This is a genomic window from Dyadobacter sp. OTU695 (assembly GCF_038440355.1).
In the GTDB taxonomy this organism is placed as follows: Bacteria; Bacteroidota; Bacteroidia; order Cytophagales; family Spirosomataceae; genus Dyadobacter.
The window spans coordinates 59,266-78,255 of sequence record NZ_JASATN010000010.1 but is presented as its reverse complement, the minus strand read 5'-3'; the positions used below and the strand labels follow the sequence as shown (position 1 = coordinate 78,255).

Here is an 18,990-nt window from a genome sequence, read left to right as displayed (position 1 = left end):
TGTGAGCGTTGTGCCGGGATGGATAACTTCTTGTTGGGAGGGTCAGGTGGTTTGTCTCGGCTGTGGCCGGTAATACCACATTTGTCCCGAAACCGTCACGCTTCCGCCGGTCACAGCGCCTGTCTGCAGATAGAGCCGGTTTCGCTGTACATTCCTGCTTCCGCCAACATTGCATTCGAACACATCTACAACGCCCGGACTGATCACCGCCGCTACTATCGACGTATGATGGGGGCGTGTCTCTTCGTTCCAGGAACCATCCGGCCGGTTGAAACGGTAGGTATAGTTACGGAACTGAATAATGTCGCCTACTTCCAGGCTGGTCTTCGTGACGGCGTCACCCCATACATAATTGTCGTTCGGGCCAATGCGTCCCATGATCTCCGTCGATGTTCTGGCCCCAGCGCTTTGTAGGGCCCGTTCGCCCAGGGTCCAGCATTCCCCATTGCCTACCTGGCCTGCCAGGTTGTTTTCGGCGAACTGCGCAACTGCATTTCCAAGTACACTCATTGTTCGATTTGGAAGGTGTTATAAAAATGGGTGCTATTCGAGTATTCCTTCGGCCTGGTGAACATCCCAGACGACCTCCCCATTGTTGTCCGTGCTGAGGTCGATCACCGATCCTTTTCCGGCTTGCCCGGAGATGATCATCCGGCTCACCGGTCTTCGGAGCAGGTTTCTGATGACGCCTTTCAGCGGCCTTACGCCATATCTCGGTGTGAAACCCTGCATCGCGATGCTTTTCCGAGCTTCGGGGGTGAGGTTCAGGCTGATACCCTGTTTGTCGAGCAGGTCAGTAAGGCTGCGCAAATGGATATCAAATATTTTAACCACATTATCCTCTGAAATCGGTGCAAACGGGACGATTTCGGTTAGCCTGGCCAAAAACTCCGGCCGGAAATACTTGGCCATGATCTCCATCAGATCGGACGACTGCGGGATGCCGCCTTTGCTGAATTCCTGAATAATATGTTCCTGCCCGATGTTGGAGGTAAAAAGAATCACTGCATTGGAAAAATCACCTTCTTTCCCCAGCCTGTCGTGCAGCTTGCCCTCGTCGAGGATTTGCAGGAAAAGGTCGAAAACGGAGGGGTGAGCCTTTTCTATTTCGTCAAAAAGAACCACTGAATAGGGTTTCTGACGGATTTTGTTCACCAGTAAACCGCCTTCTTCATACCCAACATAGCCCGGAGGCGCGCCATAGAGCAATGCCGCCGAATGCTCTTCCTTGAATTCCGACATATCGAACCGGATCAGGAATGATTCGTCGTTGAACAGGAAATCCGCGAGCGCCTTGGCGATCTCTGTTTTACCGGTCCCGGTAGGCCCAAGGAGGAAAAACGAACCGATAGGCTGTCCTGCTTTGATCAATCCCGACCGCGATTCGAGAATGGCCTCGCTCAATGCTTTCACCGCCTGATCCTGGCCAACTACTCTTTTCTTGAGCACTTCATCGATCCCCAGCAACTTGTCACGTTCCGAGCTTTGGAGCTTACCCAGCGGTATGCCGGTTTTGTGGGAGATAATGGCGGCTATATCGTTTCTGTCTATTGAATCCGATCGTCGTGTGGCGAGATTCCGCAACGCGGATAGTTTTGTATTTAATTGATTGTGAATGCCTTCGGGTGTCTCGAGATCGGCATCTTCATTTGCGTCGAGCTGGCCGGTAAGCAATGGGCTGAGCCTGTTGGGCAGCTGTCTGGCAAACCATTTTAGCTCGTGGAGCCTTTCTGCCTCGTCGACGGCCATCAGCGTATCGAGGTCGGTTTGCAGGGTTGCCAGCTCATTTTCGGAAACTTCGTCCATGAGCCGCATGGCGGCCATGGTGCGATCGAGCAGGTCGAGGGCGACGTCGGGAAGCCTGCGGTCCTTTACATATCTTTTCGCGAGTTTGACTGCCTCGGCAGCCGTACCCTCGGATACTTTCAGCCCGTGGTGTGCTTCGTAAACCGGCAGCATATGTTCAATCATGCGCGTGGCCGTGGCTTCGTCGGGTTCTTCCACATGTAGTACCTCAAACCTGCGGGAGAATGCTTCGTCTTTTTCGATGTACTTTCTGTACTCTTCCGGGGTAGTAGCGCCGATCAAGGTGAGTTCGCCACGTGCCAGTTCCGGTTTGAGCAACTGAGCGACCCCTGCGCCGATAGAACCTTTCGGATCGAGGAGCATGTGTATTTCGTCGATGAACAAAATAGCTTTATCGAAGCCTTTCAACTCATTTAAAATACCCTTTAACCGCTCTTCGATTTCTCCCTTGTAGGAAGCCCCCGCTACGAGCGCACCGGTATCTAATTCGAGCAAACGGGCGTTTTGTAACAGTTGCGGGACCTTTTTCTCCGCAATGAGCTTGGAAAATCCTTCCACCAATGCCGATTTGCCTACGCCGGGTTCGCCGGTCAGGATCACATTGGGTTTACTACGCCTGCCCAGGATTTCCGCCATCTGACGGATTTCCCGGTCACGGCCAATAATGGGATCTGTCTTGCCTTCGGCGGCCCGCTGCGTTTTATCGGAAGTATATTTTTCCAGGTAACCGGCACCTTTTGCTGCCGGAATTGCCTGTTTTGTACTTTGATTTTCCCCATTTCCGGTAACCGGCGGGGCGTTATGAAGTGCTAATACATCTTTTTGGGTAATTGGAAGGGATTTCAGCTGATCCGATGAAAAACCTACCCCTGGTTTGAGTAAGGCGGCTAATGCACAAAGCGGATCCGTATCGATATTGAACTGCAAGGCAATGAGGTCGGCCAGTTCCAAAGCCGCAGCCGCCTGGTTGTCGGGCTGGGATAGTTCGGGTACCCTTACGGATTTGGCGCACTCTTCCAGACGTACCTCGGCCCAGTCGCGCAGGTACGGGAGGTCTTTGCCTGCCATGACGAGCTCGGAAGCCAGGCCCACATCATTATGCAGCAGGCCCATCAGCAAATGTGCGGGACCAAACCGCTCCTGCCGGTATTCGCGCGCTAGCGACTGTGCGATCGTGATCGCGTATCTGAGTGCTTCGGTTTGCATGGATAAATGGGATGGATAGGGATGCTGCTTCTCAGGGCTGATTTTTTTGTAATGCCAAAAGCCGCTCTGTCGCTTTGGCTTTCATGTCCTTATTAGCGGTCGAAACCTGTAAGCCGTCGAAAATCTGTTTCGCCTGGTCGTAGTATACTTTCCGGTCATTTTTACGCAGGTTACCCTGGGTAAGCAATTGATAATATCCTTCTGCTTCCGAATACCGGAGCCATTCACGATAGGTGACGGCGGTACCGCTTTTGGCTGATAAGCATTCGTCCAGTTGTTTCTGAATAGCTGCAATATCTGCCCCTCCCGATTTGGAACTCCTGCAATTGTCCAGATCGCGTTGCAGTGTAGCTACTTTGGCTTGCAGCTCTTTGTCAGGCCCTCCTCCGCCACCACCACCGCCTCCACCACCACCCCCGCCTGCCACGGCCGCGGTAAGTAGCTGGCGTTCCATGCCTTTGATTTCCAGGTCTTTCATATTGATCTGGTTACGCAGATCGTTCACCATTTGCATGTCTATGCCCTTGCTGTCCAATGTGCGCCGGAGTTCGCCGATGGTCTGGCGGTAGGTAACCAGTGCTTCCGTCAGCTTGGCGATGCCGGTTGATAGTCGCTTGTTCTGTTCATGAGCCGCTGCTGCCGCCAGGATATTAAAATGGCTCATGATGCTGTTGATACGGCTTTCTATATCTACGAGCTGCGTACGGGCTGTGGCTTTGGCCATTTCGTCGGTAGCGCTGCTATACACGCCGTCGAGCTGGATGAGCCTGCGCGAAATCTGACTGAGCGTATCGGTATCGATCAGCATCGGGCCCTGCTCTTCGACGATTTGGCGGTATCTGCGGGTTTCCGAGGCTGCAACGGAGTCGGGAACCCGCATAAGCAGGTACATTGCGGCCAGCGGAAATGTGAGCGACAGTACATACATTCCCACAAACCTTCCGATCGCTGTCTTTCTCTGGGTTTTGTTGAGTGGTTCCATAGGCTAAAGAGGGCTCCAACGGGATTTGGATTTTTCGGGTTGTACGGGCGGCTCGTGAACGGGGCTTTCTATAATGAAAACCTGCTGTCCTTTGCGCTTACCGATAAACTCGAGCTGGCTCAGTTTGAGGAACAGGGCCGTCCACATACTGTAAAAACTGTCGATAATCCGCAAGCAAGGCAATATGTCGTTATGGTTGTAAGGTGCCTGGATCACGGCCAGTAATTGCTTTTCAATGCTTCCCGGCGAGTCGTCCGCCCATTCGGCCAGGTAACCCAGAAGTTCTTCCTTCTCCCGGTCGGTGAGGCATTCCAGCGATACGCGGATGGCTTGGGCTGTTTGGCTCATAGACGTCACCATTTGCACAGGTGGTTCGAAAGGAACCAATCTTTGAAAGCCGATATTGACGATCGTCATGGTGCTCACCAATCTTTCCACCATCATTTGAACACTATCCGAAAGCGTGTTTTTCTGACTTTTGGTCTTGATCTTTTGCAGGATCCTGAACGAATACATTTCTATGTCGTTCAGGTAGCCCGTCCACCGGTTGTACCATTCGCGCAGGTTTTTATGGCTGCGCACCGCGCAACTTGCAGGTATGAAATCGTGCAAAACCCGCAATTCGGAATTACTGTATGCAAGCTTGCCGATCACCAGTCCCGGCCCGCCCCATTGATCGATATTAATCAACTCCGAGGGCACCAGGCTTACACGGTAAAGCGGAAGCGTGTAAGGATGCCGTACAGGGATTTCCGATTCTGATGGCGTGCCGGTGGGTTGCCGCTCAAACATGCCTACGCTGAGTACGATATATATTTCAACATTCTGCGTCATCGGAAGCCGGTATTGTTCCAGGATTCCGGCGAGTGAGGTGTCGAGCTTCAGGTCATCGGTTTCCTCGACGTCAAGCATGCTGCCGTCCGGCGAAATGGCCTGGCAGCGGTTCAGTTTTACCCTGATCTGATTTCCCGCGTCACCCAACACCTGTAATTCCAGCGGATCGCTGCCGTCCTTAGGAAGCAGCAAGCCATAGTTCAGAGGGGTTAACAATGCAGCCCCGGCGCGTCGAACCTGATCGGTGTGGTAGTGATCTGTGTCGATAAAATGCTGCCGCGAGATTTTCATCCCGTCGACCCAGTTGACGGCCATGCGACGAATATCTGCCATACCAATTTGTAATTACGAGTACTACATTTTCATGGCTGCTTTCACCAGCCCTATCACCGAGCGTACACCGAATTTCCTGAACAAACTTCGCCGGTAAGCCTCCACGGTTGAAATGCTCACTTGCAGCCTTTCGGCGATCTCCTTGGAGCTCATTTCATCCATGATCAGATCCAGGATTTCCTTTTCGCGCTTTGTCAGTTCCATAACTAAAATGCTTAGACAAAGTTGTCGCGGTGCAGGCGCTATTTCAATCGGCAGATACCCTGAATTTTCCGGATTTTTACCCTGATTTTACTAATGGTTTTGATCCCCGTTTCTAAGGGTTTCCCACTATAAAAACCAGCAAAAACTACACTACGCCCATGCGGACGGCTATTTTGGTGAGGCCTACCGAGTTTCTGACACCCAGTTTCTGAAAGAGGTTACGGCGGTGGGTTTCGACGGTCTTGTCGCTGATACACAACTCGCTGGCGATCTTATTGGTAGAGTATTCGCTGGCCACGAGCCGGAGGATTTCAACTTCTCTTTTACTTAAAAAATCGCGTGTGGAGGGTGCCGGTTCCTGGATGTATTTATCCATGGAAGTTTCGGCCAGTTTGAGCATTACTTCCTGCCCGTAATACACTTTTCCTTCCGAAACGGCGCGGATTGCGCGTTCCCATTCATCGAGCTCGGCTTCGAAAACAATGTAGCCGCTTACACCCGACCGCACCACTTCGCGGACCGATTCGGCCGACGGACTGGGGGCGAGCAGGAGGAATTTTAATTTGGGGTAGAGTTTTCTGATCTTTAGAATCTGGTCTGCCGTCTTCTCGGCGTGATGTGCGAATACAACTACTATATCAATTTCTTTCAGGTAGGGTAACTGGGTGATTTGTTCAAGATTGTTGCACTTGCCAACCAGCTCGATGTAAGACCTCCTCCTCAGCCATTCTGCAACCGCCTCGCATTCCAATGGGTGCGGATGAACGAGGCACGCGTGTGTAATAGAATGTTCCATACTTTTCGGGGTTGAGTACTAGAATTTGCATGTCAAAATTAATCCTAAGCGACAGGTCCGGCAATACGGTAAAGTACAGGAAAAGCCGGGTAAGATTACCCGGTTTCGTAAGAGGTTGAAAATTAGCCTTTTTTAGTTAAAAATCTAACTAATTGTTTACATCATACCATATATAAGGCATTCCCTTAGGGGTATCCACTGACCATTTACTATATACGTTGGAGTAACTCTACGGTTATTCCTTGATCCGGCCATACTTTCGCATGATTTCCAGCACCTTCTCCTTCGGAAGCTCTTCTACCTTGTGCCCCTGAGTACCTTCGGAAGTCTTCGCCATGAAAAGGGAATTGATAATGGCTTCCTCCGTAGCTTCCATCGCCGCCATGAAGAGCGGCGAGACATAGTCATTGTGCAGGAAGGCCGAACTGAAAACCGGTTCGGCCGTTTCGTGCAGTACTTTGTTGGCAGTCGAGAATGCGATCACATAGTCACCGCTGCCATTTGCGGCAATGCCGCCGGTTTGCGCCATACCGAGCATGACGCGTTTTGCAAGCCGTTTCAAATTCCGGGCGTCCAGAGGTGCGTCCGTGGCGAGTACCATCATGCACGACCCGTCAGAAGACTTGTCGAGCGATTCTTTGAATGCATATTTACCTAATTCCTGGCCTACCGGCACGCCGTTGACCTTTAATACACCACCAAAATTAGTTTGTACCAAAACTCCTACCGTGTAATTGCCCAGCTTCTCCGGCAGTTTCCGCGACGCGGTGCCAATACCGCCTTTCCAACCAAAGCAAACCGTACCCGTTCCCGCGCCTACATTACCTTCGGCCACCGGGCCGTTTTCTGCCTGTGCCAATGCATTCAGGACGTGGTCTTTCCGCACGTGACGTCCCCGGATGTCGTTCAGGAAGCCATCATTCGTTTCTCCGATGACCGGGTTCACCGATCTTACATTCTCATTGCCTTTCTGTCCCAGGGTCCAGTCAATCACCGCGTCGGCTGCCGTGGGTACGCTGAGTGTGTTGGTTAAAACAATGGGAGATTCGATCGTGCCTAGCTCTTCGACCTGTGAGTAGCCCGTCATTTTACCGAAGCCATTGCCGATATACATGGCCGCCTGGACTTTTTGCTGAAAAATGTTGCCGTCGTGCGGAAGGATGGCTGTTGCACCCGTGCGTACGTCTGCGCCTTCCGTGAGCGTTACCTGGCCTACCTTCACACCGGCCACATCGGTGATCGCATTCAATGTACCCGTGGGCAGCACCCCGATTTTGATGCCCAGTTCGCGGGGGCGCTTCTGGGCGGTGAGGGTGAGCGGCAGAATGAGGAGGAATGAAAGGAGACTCTTCATAGGTTAGTTTTTTAAGAGTGAAATATAACAAAAAATCCACTGGGAACCGGAGTCCGCCAGTGGATACATCTGCTGTTGAAGTGTAATTTTTAATCGTTATCGGGACGGGCCTTTTCGGGATCGATCACCGTTTCTTTGCGGCTCACCGCAGATGCACTGAAGAATCCGAGCGCTTTCGGGCTCTTTGGATCGGCATTGACGATATTCGACCGGACATTGGCAATAGGTGTCGCAAATAACCCGCCATTCGCAGCTTGCTCACTCACTTGTTTCAGAAATTCGAATGCCTCGTATGTAATGCTGTGCAGTTCCACACCCACCTGGTCGCCGGCCGAGTACAGCGAGTCGGTGGTGATCGATTCGCGCAATGGGAGGATAAATATTAAGCCATCAGAAGGCGCACCGGCACCAAACGCGGCATCGTATGCAATCGAGATGTTCTCTGCTTTATCTACAACTGCTTTGCCGCGGATCACGGGTTTGATCCAGTAGGTATCACCTGCGCCTTCGGGATCACGGGCATAGAATGAAGCTACAAAGCCTTCGCGAGGACCTTTATCCGGCTCGAACGGCCATTTCTCGTGTCGGTATACCACCGAATCCACTGTCGGCACACGTTTCAGTTCGGATTTAGCCGTGAAAGTATCGGTACCGTTCACAACTTTGAGAGAATAGGTACGGCCCACGTGGCCGAGCGTGTCGGCAGTGGTTTTGCCCCAGGTATACTTCCCGTCGCCGTCTGTGTCTTCGAATTTGTAAACTTTACCCTTGTCATCGGTAACGGTCACTTCCGCGCCCAGCACGGGTTTTGGTGGGGTATTGTTGAAGTAGGCTTGCGACCAGGTCAATGTAATAGCTTGCTCACCGGGCTGATTGTTAAGCCAGCCGTCCACTACGAGCTGTGAAGGGCCGGTAGCAGTATCAAGGTCGATCACATCCTCGCAGCTGGTGAGGGTCATCAATGCGAGCGCGAACAATGCCGGGTATTTGATATATTTTAGTGTTTTCATCATTGCTGTTTTTCAGGCGTTGTAATGATTTCTGTTGGTTGATGTCAGAATTTGAAGTTGTAGGTTACAGAAGGAATGAAGTTCCCGATCACTGAGTAACGTACTGCCTCTGCTTTAAGCGGATTGTCCTCGTTGATACGTGTGTAAACCGAGAACGGATTGCGGCGGTTGTACACGTTGTAGACCGAGAATACCCATTCGCCTTCTCCTGCCTTGAACAGCTTCCTTTTTGCCTTCAAAGTAGCAGCCAGGTCGAGGCGGTGGTAAGCAGGAATGCGGCTGTTGTTGCGTACATCATTGTAGTTGTTTCCAATCGTGAAACCACCGGTATTGTAGCGGTTAGTCGGGAAAGTAGCGGGTGTACCACTCTGAATGGTGAAGTTCGAAGAAAGTGACAACCGTTTGGTTAGTTCATAAATGGCGACCGCAGTAATGTTATGCGGTTTGTCGAAACGGGCAGGGAACCAGTCGTCGTTGTTAACAGATTCAACCTGGCGTTCCGTTCTCGATAACGTGTAGCTTACCCAACCGGTCAGCCTGCCTTTGTTTTTCTTCACATAAAATTCAGCTCCGTAAGCGCGGCCTTTGCCGAACAGCAGGTCGCCGATGAAATACTCATTCAGCAGGAGGTCGGACGCCGGCACGTAATCGATCTGATTGTACATTTTTTTATAATACAACTCTACCGAAGCCTCGTAGGTGTTGTCCTGGAAGTTCTGGAACCAGCCTAATGCGACCTGGTCTGCTTTTTCAGGTTTGATATTGATCCCGCTCAATGTCCACACGTCCAGCGGCGAGCTGGCTGCCGTATTGGAAAGCAAATGCAGGTATTGTGAAGTGCGGTTATAGCTGGCCTTAATGGACGCATTGCTCGTTATGCCAATGTTCAGCGCAGCACGGGGTTCCAGATTGCCGTAGCTTTTGATCACATCGCCTTTTTTATACTCCGTACCGGGGAAAATAGGGTCTTTGCGTACACCTTTGCCGTTATCTGCATATTCGTATTCAGTGGCAGGGCCGAGGCTGCGGAAGTAGGAGTAGCGGACGCCATATTGCAATGAAATGCGGTCGCCGAATTTCAACTCATTACCCACATACAATGCAGATTCGTCGGCGTAGCGCGGTTCGAGGCTGATGTCTTGCATATCGCCTTCCGAAACGAAAGTGGCCTTACCGGGGCGTGTATCATAATAGATGTACTGTCCACCGAATGTGAGCTGGTTGTTGGGCGTTATGTAGAATGTAAAATCAGGCTTGATACTCGAGCTGATGATTTTCGATTTCCAATCGAATTTGTCTTTGGCATCCGGTTTGTTCTGATTTTGGCCCAGGTTATAGTCGTAGTTGCTGTAATACCCGGTCAGGTTCATGAACAGTTTGTTGGAGAAAATGTGGTTCCAGCGCGCTGTGGCCGTTTTGTTACCCCATCCGAAGCCGAAGTCACCTCCTCCGAACACATCCTTTCCGAAATACCCCGACGCATAAAAGGTGTCCTTGTTGCCCAGCTGGTAATTCACTTTTGCCGTCAGATCATAGAAATAGAATTTCGAATCTTTTAAATCCGAGTTCAGGAATGGTTTTGCCAGAATATCGATGTACGAACGACGGCCGGCTACAATGAACGATCCTTTTCCTTTTGCAAAGGGCTGTTCGTAAGTCAGGCGTGAAAATATCGAACCAATACCGCCGTTGATTTCGCGCTTTTTGGCATTGCCTTCCTTCATGCGTACATCGAGGATGGAAGAAATTCTGCCACCGTACTGCGACGGGATACCACCTTTAATCAGTTTCACGTCCTTCACCGCATCCGGATTGAATACCGAAAAGAACCCGAACAAGTGGGATGAGTTATAAACCGGCGCTTCGTCGAGCAATACGAGGTTTTGCGAAACGTCGCCGCCGCGCACGTTGAAGCCCGAGGCCCCTTCACCGACGGTCGTCACGCCGGGGAGCAGCTGAATGCTCCGGATAAGGTCCACCTCACCGAGCAATGCAGGCATTTTGCGAATGGTTTTCATCTCTACCTTGTTGACCGACATTTCAATGCTGCGGACGTTTTCATCCTCTTTCTGCGTCGAAATGGTCACCTCGGAGAGCTGGTTACTTTCGTCAGACATTTCGATGCTCACGGTCTTGTCGCCGTCGAGTACCACTTCACGGGTCACTTTTTGGTAACCGATGTAGGAAAATACCAGGGTGTACTTGCCATCCGGGAGCGTCAGCGAGTAAAAACCATAAGGGTTGGTGACTACGCCCGTTTCGGCCTCACGCACATAGACGGACACACCGATGAGTCCTTCGCCATTGGAGTTGTCTTTGACATAACCGCTCACCGAGTGCCGGTTCTGCGCGAGGGCCGGCAGGCTGATCAAGGCTAATAGAAGGCATTTGAGTATTCTGTTTTTCATGGACTTGATTTGTTTATTATCAAATTGGTTTATGTTGCTGTCAGTGGAGGCAGTCATTCTTACAGACGATCAAATTGAATTTTTCCTTTTCTCCCTGACAACTCAGTGTGGATATACCCCCTTCCAATCGCTGAAAATTATTTCGACAATTTTTTCAAGGGCAGACAAAGCACGTGTTAATCAGCCTAAAAAGACAGCAAAAAATGATGAACTGGTAAAAAACCTGAATAAATGGCTTCATGCAGGAAATGAAGCCACTATAATATCAATAGTACTATTTCAAGGTGTTTTTGACACTGCGGATGTGTCGGGGCAGTCTTCCAGGAGTTTTGAGGAGGTTTTTTGCAAAAGAGGGTGCAGGAAATCGGGCGCTATCTCTGCTAGTGGTGCAAGTACAAAACGCCGGTCCTGAATGCGTGGGTGCGGTAAAGTAAGACGGGCGCTGTCCATGACGGTTTGCCCGAAATACAGTATATCAATGTCGATCACACGGGCGCCCCAACGCTCGTAACGTACGCGTCCGAGGTCGTGTTCGATGTTGAGAATGATCCTGAGCAGATCCTCAGGCGGGAGGGAAGTGGAGATTTCGACAACCTGGTTGAGGAATGCGGGTTGATCGGTAATACCCCAGGGAGCGGTTTCGTAGACTGCCGATTGGCTTACAATGCGTCCGGCCTGTTCTCCAATAGCCTCACGAGCGGCTGCGAGCACCTGCGGGCGGTCGCCGAGGTTGGAGCCTAGTAACAGAAAGACCTGGCCGGTTGCTGACATAACGAAACGCGTTTGGAATATTCAATCCACGAAAAAAAGGACTTCCCGATCGGAGGAAAGTCCTTTTCCAATAAATTCGTAAATTCCTTTTAGAACGTAAGCGTTCCTTTGTCGTATGCTTTTTGTATAGTTGCTTCGATACCGTTCTTGTTGATGGTACGAAGAGCAGAAGCTGCTACTTTCAACGTAACCCATTCTCCTGACGAAGGAAGGAAGAAACGTTTCTTTTGCAAATTCGGGAAGAATTTACGTTTTGTTTTATTATTAGCGTGAGAAACGTTATTTCCGACGCGAGTTCTTTTACCTGATATTTGACAAACCTTAGCCATGACTTACAATTTTTCCAAATGAGGGTGCAAAGATGCGTAATTAATTTTTGTTGAGCAAGTAACGGCAAAACAAATTTTCAAAAAAACAGCTTTTTACCATCTCATCCGGAACCCGACGCCATGTACGTTATCAATGCGGATATCAGGGTCGCCCGAGAGATATTTCCGCAATCTTGAAATGAAAACATCGAGGCTTCTGCCCATAAAATAGTCGTCGTCGCCCCAGATTGCCTTCAAAAGCTCGTCGCGGCGGATCACCTGATCGGTGCGCTCGGCCATGAATTTCAACACTTCGGCCTCGCGGAATGTGAGGCTTTGCGATTTGCCGTCGAGTGTTAATGTCAGTTTCTGAAAATCAAACATGTATTTCCCTATCTGCTTGCTGCCCGGTTTTATGGTCAATATAGAATCGGCTTTACTGCGGCGGAGGAAAACGTCGATTCGCAATTTGAGTTCTTCGATGCTGAAAGGCTTGGTAATGTAGTCGTCCGCACCGAGTTTGAGGCCTTTAATCTTGTCCTCCTGCATCGAGCGCGCGGAGAGAAACAGAATGGGAACCTGGCTGTCGGAACTGCGGATTTTTTCGGCTAATGTGAAGCCATCCATTTTGGGCAGCATAATGTCGAGTACGCAAATGTCGAAATGCTCCTTGCCGAAAAATTCCAGCGCTTCTACTCCATCGGTCGCATGCACGACTTCATAATCGTATTCTTCGAGGTTATCCTTGGTGGCAAATGCAAGATTGGGGTCGTCTTCGACGTACAGGATTCTCTTTTTCATCAAGCGTGTTTCTGCGGAATAGTGATCTTAAATGTACTGCCTTTGCCCAGGGCGCTTTCCAATGCAAGGTGCCAGCGGTGTGCGCGGACGATCTGTTTGACATAGCTCAGCCCGATCCCGAAGCCTTTCACATTGTGCACATCGCCATAGGGAATGCGGAAAAACTGGTTGAAAACCTTCTTCTGGTACTCGGGCGCGATGCCGATGCCCTGGTCGCGGACTGCTATAACGAGGTTATTGCCTTTATTGTATGTTTCGACGACCACATCGGGGACATCGTCGGAGTATTTCAACGCATTATCGACCAGATTGCTGATCATACAACGCAGGTGGAATGGGTCGGCCTCGATCAGGTAGTGTGTAGCATTAGCCTGGAAGCGCACTTTCTCTTCGTAAGGCAATAGTATGGATTCGATCATCTGCCGGGCGTCGAGCCGCTCTTTTTGTAACGCCAGCGCATCGCGTTCCGCTTTCGCCATGGAAAGCACCATTTCTACCTGGCCCTGCAAGCGAAGGATTTCGTCCTGGACGATCTGCACGTAGCGTTTGTGGCGCTGCGGTTGTGCCACAATATTATCGGAATTCAGGACATCGGCGGCAATGCGAATGGTTGAAATCGGCGTTTGCAACTCGTGGGTCATGTTATTGACAAAATCGCGCTGTACCTCGGAGAGCTGTTTTTGCCTTAAAATCACAAACAATGCGTAGGCAAAGAAAGAGACGGCCACCAGTACCAGGGCCGACGACCAGATGGCGCCGCTAATGCTCCCCGCGAAGTAGGTCTCCTGTTCTGGAAAGCGTACGCCGAAGTAGTAAGGATATTTATCGGTTTTAATCCAGTTGGTCGTTTTTGTAGGAATTTTTTCGCTGTTCTTCGTGCTCAGCGACATTCCATAGCGGATCCGGTTCGTGGTGCAGTCGTAAATACCGATCTCGAAATTCGTAATGAGGTTATGTTTTTGAAAGCTATCCTTGATAAAATGTTCCAGTATTTCGGGCTGGGTGGTGGCATTGGTATTCACCAGAAAATATTCCGGCGACAGTTGCTCAACGGGATTCGTGGTTTGCATTACTCCGCAGACATTGGCGAGTTTTCCGGCAACGTCCTGTAATGCGATGTGGGCATTCTGATTGAACTGCCGGTGCCGGAGATCGAGCGCCTGCTTTACCCAGTAAATCTGCGTGATAACCACGCCGATTATAAGTAATGCAGAAAAAACCGTGAGGGATTGAATGGTACGTCTTGACATAACTAACTCGAAATGACCGATAAATATACGGCCATTCGTTCAATTAAACAGTCGTGCCAGCCTTAACATGACCGGCCTTGGGCTGTTTAACATTTCATTAACGTTTAAGCTTTCAAATCGGCCCGGTGGTAGCCGATCAGTCCTTCCAAAGGCGATTTTAGAATTCTTCCGGATCGTAAACCGTTGCTTTCAAGCACCGAACGAAGGATATCCTGGTAATAATAGGCGATCGAGCCCGTGAAATGGACGGGATATTGTGCGGCATTTGAATGTTTCAGAATATATTTCTTCACAAATAACCCGAATGCATTGCCCAGCAGCGTTTGAATGAATTCGTGGGTACGGTTTTCTGCGATGAATCTGGAATAGGAAGCAAAATACCGGTTCGGATAGGGCTTTTTATAGGCATGATCGAGCACGGTCAGGCGGTCCAGGCCCGGATATTGTTTTACAAAACTGTCGTGAAGATCTTCTGGCAACTCGTTTTGAAGGTAATGGACTACCAGTGTTTTACCCAGATAGGAACCGCTCCCCTCGTCGCCCAGCCAGAATCCCAGAGAGCCAATGGAATGCGTAATGCGGTTTCCATCGAAAAAGGCATTGTTCGCGCCTGTACCTAATATGCACGCCAGTCCGGGCTCATGCCCGCACAACCCGCGCGCAGCCCCGAGCATATCGGAAGCCACTTCCACGACATTCGCGGAAGGAAAGCAGTGTTTCAACGCATCGGTAACAGGCATACCCGATTTTTCGTCGGCACAGCCTGCTCCGTAAAAATGGATTTCCAGAATGTCGTCGTCGATAGCTGGTATGACCTGGCTTTGCAGCACCGGGATAATTTCCCCGGCGGTCTGGTAAAATGGGTTAATGCCCGCGGATTGGACAGATTGATAATTGCCCGCTTCGGTATTAACAATGGCCCAGTCTGTTTTGGTGGAGCCGCTATCGGCGATCAGAATGTGTTTGGAAGACATTAAGAAATCGTTCGGTTGGATTATTCGGGTAGTTGCAGCTTGCCGATGATATTGAAGCGCTCGAAAACGCGTTCGGTATGCGGGGCGTCGCCGAGTTCTTTGGTAAGGTCCTGGCCGGCCCAATGCTCGTAATGGTGGCCATTGCGCCAAAGACGTGACGAGCTCACGTCGTAAATCATTCCTTTATATGCACACCATATTTCCTCCCGGTCCTGCCCGTTGCGAAGCGCCAGTTGTGCCCTGGTATATACTTTCATTGTATTGTTTTAGCACGCAATTTAGCGATAAGGGTATTCCGTTGGAAAATTTAAAAATCGATCTGCGATGAATATTTTGATTATAAGACTAAAAAGTAAGAACTTGGCGTTTTGAAAAGACATTTACGAAAACAAAATATGAGAAAAAGTTACGCTCTTCTTTGGTGTTCATTCATGATTTTGGGACTGGTTGCTGCTGGTTGCAAAAAGAAAGTCGCGCCTGTATCTGAAAGAATCGCGAAGGCCTGGACAGCAGAATCTGTAAAACACGGCGCAACGGTGGTGTATACCCGCGGAGGATCGGGCAACATCGAAGCTGCGTATTCAGGTTTTCGCCTGACGCTTACCAACAGCGGTGGTACTAAAACTGTGAGCCTCACCGATGTGGATGCGAAAACATTTACAGGAAACTGGGACTTGGAAGGCGATACGAAGCTGGTACTGACCAACCTGACCCCTGCGCCAACCGGTTCGGGCGGTAAGCTGGAATTCACGATCAACTCGATCGACGATGCAAAAGTGGTACTTACCCGCCTGACGGCAAGTCCTAAAACCGGCGGTACGATTAATGAATACACATTGACCAACCCGTAGCGGGACGTCAATTGAAATACCAGGGCGAAGCCATTTCCACCGCGGGAATGGCTTCGCTTTTTTTATCTAATTTTGCAGGATGGAAACAAGAACTGAAATAAGCAGCCTGGGCGAATTCGGGCTGATCCAAAGGATAAATAAAAGCATTAAGACTTCGCTGCCCGATACCGTAAGAGGGATTGGAGACGATGCGGCGGTAATCGACTCAGGAGAAGAATTCGGTCTGCTGACCACCGATTTGCTCCTGGAAGGAGTCCATTTCGACCTCACATTTTTCCCGCTGAAACACCTTGGCTACAAGGCTGTTTCGGCCAACGTCGCTGACATTGCGGCGATGAACGGCATTCCCCGGCAGGTAACGGTCAGCATTGCATTGAGTAACCGGTTTTCGGTAGAAGCCGTGGACGAACTGTATGAAGGAATCAGGTTGGCTTGCAAGGACTTTAATGTAGATCTGGTGGGCGGCGATACGACGTCGTCACGGTCGGGGCTCATTATTTCCGTAAGTGTTTTTGGCAAGGTAAAAAAAGAAAAGATCGCTTACCGGAACACGGCGAAACCCAACGACCTGCTTTGCGTGACGGGCGACCTTGGAGGTGCTTATATGGGCCTGCAATTGCTCGAAAGGGAGAAACAAGTGTTTCTGGCCAACCCCAATATGCAGCCTGAGCTGGACGGAAAAGATTATGTGATCCAGCGACAATTGCGGCCAGAAGCACGAATGGACGTCGTTTTCGAGCTTGACGAAGCGGGCGTAATCCCGACTTCGATGATCGACCTGTCGGACGGCCTGGCCTCCGACCTCCTGCATATATGTGCGCAATCGGGTGTGGGCGCGGTGATTTTCGAAGAGCGTTTGCCGATCGATGAGCAGACCTACCTGGTAGCGTCGGAACTGAACATCGGTGCGGTCACGGCTGCATTGAATGGCGGCGAAGATTATGAGTTGCTTTTCACGGTCCCACAGTCGGCCTACGAGCTGATCAAGAACAACCCGAAGATTACTTTTATCGGTTATATTACCGATAAAAAAGGCGAAGTAGAGATGCATACCAAAGGTGATACCCGCGTGCCGCTCACGGCACAGGGCTGGAATGCCTGATTTACCTCCCGGCAAAATTCCCCAAAGCATAGCCTTAACCGGTTATGCTTTTTTTGTTTTAACGTATACGCAACCATTGGAAAGATTTGGTCGTAATCGCGACGTATCCAATTCATCTTTAACAAATCATAATTAAATCCGATGAAAATCTTTTCAACTTCCAGAATGCTGGTTGTATTGGGATTGTTAATGGCCGTCAGCTTCTCATGCTCGGACGACGACAACAATGATCCTACACCAACACCTACCAACGATGTTCAATTGAAAGACAATGCGACGCTGGGCAAGATCCTGACGGACAACAAAGGGAGAACGCTTTACTACTTTTCAAAGGATGCATCCGGCGTTTCGACCTGCACGGGTGGCTGTCTCATTAACTGGCCAATCTATTCAGCAGGTGATCTGACGGCGATTAAACTCGACGCTGGTCTGGATAAGGCCGATTTCGGTACAATAACAACGAATGGCACGCAGCAAACCACTTACAAAGGCTGGCCGCTCTACTACTATAAAGATGACGCGGTTGCAGGAGATGTGAAAGGAGAAAATGTAGGGACGGTATGGTTCGTTGCCAAAACCGATTACACCATTATGATTGCCAGCGGGCAGCTCGTGGGTAATGATGGTAAATCGTATAAGTCAGATTACACCGAAGGCACCGGTGCCACCCAGTTCTTCACTGACGGCAACGGCAGAACATTGTACGCGTTTGTCAACGACAAAAACAATAAGAACAATTTTACCAAGCCCGACTTTTCGAACGACGCTGCCTGGCCTATTTACACTGCCGATCTGAAATCGCTGCCCACAGGAGTTGATAAGACCTTGTTCAGCACGATCGATGTGTTTGGGAAAAAACAGCTGACTTACAAAGGCTGGCCACTTTATTATTTTGGTCAGGACGGAGCAACCAGAGGTGCGACCAAGGGCGTAAGCGTTCCTACACCAGGTAAGTGGCCGATCGTCAATTTGCAATCACCGAATGCGCCTAACTAAATAAGTGCTTATTACCATGTGTAGTTGAAAAGTGGCTTTCCCCGGTTCGCCGGACCGTCGGGATCGCCACTTTTTTTATTTTCCCCAGCGGGCGACAAGCTCTTCGAACTGGTGCTGTAAATGCAGGGTGCGCTGGCCGGCCAGGCCGTTTGCGACGGGTTGGTCGCCGATCTGTACTACCGGCATAACCCATTTGGTGGTGCTGGTGGTGAAAACTTCGTCGGCGGTCATCACCTCTTGATAGGAGACCGGCCGTATTTCCACGTCAAAATCCGCTTTTGCCAATTCGATCACGACGCGGCGCGTTACACCGTTGAGGATATTCCGGTCGGAAGTAATGAGTTTGTCGCCTTTAAATGCGAACAGGTTGCTGCGCGTTAGTTCGCTTACCTCGCCGTCTTTATGAAAAAGCAGGTCGGCCGCCTGCTGGCGTTTCAGCTCGTCGGCCATGAGTACCATATGCACATAATTAGTGGTTTTAACCTCCGGCAGATCGCGAACATATTCGTAGGGTAGCACTTTAATACCTTTCAAACGACCAGCTGGGTTATCCTGGGGCAATGCTTCCGTGCGAATAAGCAGGTTTGGCTGCACCACATGTACGCTATCGGGCGCATAACCGCCCGTAAGGACAAACCGAAAAGCCACCTCGGCTTCCCCCGACATCGAATGCAAATCCGCCAGGATCTTTTCCGTCTCACCCTGGGTCACCGGCACGGGCATTTTGAGCAACCTGGCCGAATTTTCGAAGCGTTGCCAGTAATCGTCCCACCGGAAAGGAACGCCATTGTAGGTCCTGAAAAAGTCGAATAATCCATAACCCCGCAGTAACCCGAGATCGTTGGTCTGAAACACCGGCTGGTCGAGCGGCACGATTTCGCCGTTGAAATATTGGTAAAAAGGCATTGAATGGGGATTTTGTTGGTCGGGGTAAAGTTATTGATAAAGGCTTTTCAAATACTGCTTTTGTAAATGTAAATGCCAATTTTTAGGCTTTATCTTTG

The 18,990-nt window shown here is 50.2% G+C and carries 19 protein-coding genes; 3 read left to right on the top strand and 16 right to left on the bottom strand.

All coding sequences use genetic code 11. From position 1 onward, the window contains the following. Nucleotides 1-42: 42 nt before the first annotated feature. The 15 genes from AAHB90_RS18865 to AAHB90_RS18795 form a co-directional block, all read right to left on the bottom strand. On the bottom strand, nucleotides 43-510 hold the full coding sequence (locus AAHB90_RS18865; RefSeq protein WP_342086754.1) for a hypothetical protein: 468 nt from the start codon (nucleotides 508-510) through the stop codon (nucleotides 43-45). 33 nt (nucleotides 511-543) lie between these two features. Continuing rightward, the gene (locus AAHB90_RS18860; protein ID WP_342086753.1) at nucleotides 544-3,012 is read right to left on the bottom strand and encodes an ATP-dependent Clp protease ATP-binding subunit; all 2,469 of its coding nucleotides are present in this window, start codon (nucleotides 3,010-3,012) and stop codon (nucleotides 544-546) included. Between the two features lie 31 nt (nucleotides 3,013-3,043). Further along, the gene (locus tag AAHB90_RS18855; RefSeq protein WP_342086752.1) at nucleotides 3,044-3,994 is read right to left on the bottom strand and encodes a hypothetical protein; all 951 of its coding nucleotides are present in this window, start codon (nucleotides 3,992-3,994) and stop codon (nucleotides 3,044-3,046) included. Nucleotides 3,995-3,997: 3 nt separating this feature from the next. Further along, the gene (locus AAHB90_RS18850; RefSeq protein WP_342086751.1) at nucleotides 3,998-5,161 is read right to left on the bottom strand and encodes a hypothetical protein; all 1,164 of its coding nucleotides are present in this window, start codon (nucleotides 5,159-5,161) and stop codon (nucleotides 3,998-4,000) included. A 21-nt stretch (nucleotides 5,162-5,182) separates the two neighbouring features. Beyond that, entirely contained in the window at nucleotides 5,183-5,365 is a 183-nt protein-coding gene (locus AAHB90_RS18845; protein ID WP_090149462.1) for a response regulator transcription factor, read from the bottom strand. A 145-nt stretch (nucleotides 5,366-5,510) separates the two neighbouring features. After that, the gene (locus AAHB90_RS18840) at nucleotides 5,511-6,161 is read right to left on the bottom strand and encodes a response regulator transcription factor (protein ID WP_342086750.1); all 651 of its coding nucleotides are present in this window, start codon (nucleotides 6,159-6,161) and stop codon (nucleotides 5,511-5,513) included. Between the two features lie 235 nt (nucleotides 6,162-6,396). Beyond that, nucleotides 6,397-7,515: a DmpA family aminopeptidase gene (locus AAHB90_RS18835; protein ID WP_342086749.1), complete on the bottom strand. Its 1,119-nt coding sequence runs from the start codon at nucleotides 7,513-7,515 to the stop codon at nucleotides 6,397-6,399. A gap of 89 nt (nucleotides 7,516-7,604) precedes the next feature. Continuing rightward, on the bottom strand, nucleotides 7,605-8,528 hold the full coding sequence (locus AAHB90_RS18830) for a DUF4249 domain-containing protein (protein WP_342086748.1): 924 nt from the start codon (nucleotides 8,526-8,528) through the stop codon (nucleotides 7,605-7,607). 41 nt (nucleotides 8,529-8,569) lie between these two features. After that, nucleotides 8,570-10,933, bottom strand: coding sequence for a TonB-dependent receptor (locus AAHB90_RS18825; protein ID WP_342086747.1), 2,364 nt, complete (start codon nucleotides 10,931-10,933; stop codon nucleotides 8,570-8,572). 279 nt (nucleotides 10,934-11,212) lie between these two features. Then, nucleotides 11,213-11,704 (bottom strand): 2-amino-4-hydroxy-6-hydroxymethyldihydropteridine diphosphokinase, encoded by a 492-nt coding sequence (folK, locus tag AAHB90_RS18820; RefSeq protein WP_342086746.1) that lies wholly within the window; start codon nucleotides 11,702-11,704, stop codon nucleotides 11,213-11,215. Nucleotides 11,705-11,793: 89 nt separating this feature from the next. After that, nucleotides 11,794-12,033, bottom strand: a complete 240-nt coding sequence (gene rpmB / locus AAHB90_RS18815) for a 50S ribosomal protein L28 (RefSeq protein ID WP_015813019.1) — start codon at nucleotides 12,031-12,033, stop codon at nucleotides 11,794-11,796. A 93-nt stretch (nucleotides 12,034-12,126) separates the two neighbouring features. Then, complete coding sequence (locus tag AAHB90_RS18810) at nucleotides 12,127-12,813, bottom strand: response regulator transcription factor (protein WP_342086745.1); 687 nt, start codon at nucleotides 12,811-12,813, stop codon at nucleotides 12,127-12,129. Beyond that, entirely contained in the window at nucleotides 12,813-14,063 is a 1,251-nt protein-coding gene (locus AAHB90_RS18805; protein ID WP_342086744.1) for a sensor histidine kinase, read from the bottom strand. The genes AAHB90_RS18810 and AAHB90_RS18805 overlap by 1 nt, the downstream gene beginning before the upstream one ends. Nucleotides 14,064-14,167: 104 nt before the next feature. After that, the gene (locus AAHB90_RS18800; protein WP_342086743.1) at nucleotides 14,168-15,037 is read right to left on the bottom strand and encodes an N-acetylglucosamine kinase; all 870 of its coding nucleotides are present in this window, start codon (nucleotides 15,035-15,037) and stop codon (nucleotides 14,168-14,170) included. Nucleotides 15,038-15,057: 20 nt separating this feature from the next. Further along, complete coding sequence (locus tag AAHB90_RS18795) at nucleotides 15,058-15,294, bottom strand: cytochrome b5 domain-containing protein (protein WP_309988340.1); 237 nt, start codon at nucleotides 15,292-15,294, stop codon at nucleotides 15,058-15,060. A gap of 174 nt (nucleotides 15,295-15,468) precedes the next feature. Between AAHB90_RS18795 and AAHB90_RS18790 the strand changes: the two genes are divergently transcribed. From AAHB90_RS18790 to AAHB90_RS18780, 3 genes are all read left to right on the top strand, one after another. Then, entirely contained in the window at nucleotides 15,469-15,888 is a 420-nt protein-coding gene (locus AAHB90_RS18790) for a hypothetical protein (protein ID WP_342086742.1), read from the top strand. A 79-nt stretch (nucleotides 15,889-15,967) separates the two neighbouring features. Next, a complete protein-coding gene (gene thiL, locus AAHB90_RS18785; RefSeq protein ID WP_342086741.1) occupies nucleotides 15,968-16,990 on the top strand; it encodes a thiamine-phosphate kinase in 1,023 nt (340 codons plus the stop codon). A gap of 141 nt (nucleotides 16,991-17,131) precedes the next feature. Then, nucleotides 17,132-17,986 carry a hypothetical protein gene (locus AAHB90_RS18780; protein ID WP_342086740.1) on the top strand — a complete coding sequence of 285 codons (855 nt, stop codon included), beginning with the start codon at nucleotides 17,132-17,134 and terminating at the stop codon, nucleotides 17,984-17,986. A gap of 75 nt (nucleotides 17,987-18,061) precedes the next feature. Here the strand turns inward: AAHB90_RS18780 and AAHB90_RS18775 are convergent, their stop codons facing one another. Continuing rightward, complete coding sequence (locus AAHB90_RS18775; protein ID WP_342086739.1) at nucleotides 18,062-18,892, bottom strand: aminotransferase class IV; 831 nt, start codon at nucleotides 18,890-18,892, stop codon at nucleotides 18,062-18,064. Nucleotides 18,893-18,990 lie beyond the last annotated feature (98 nt).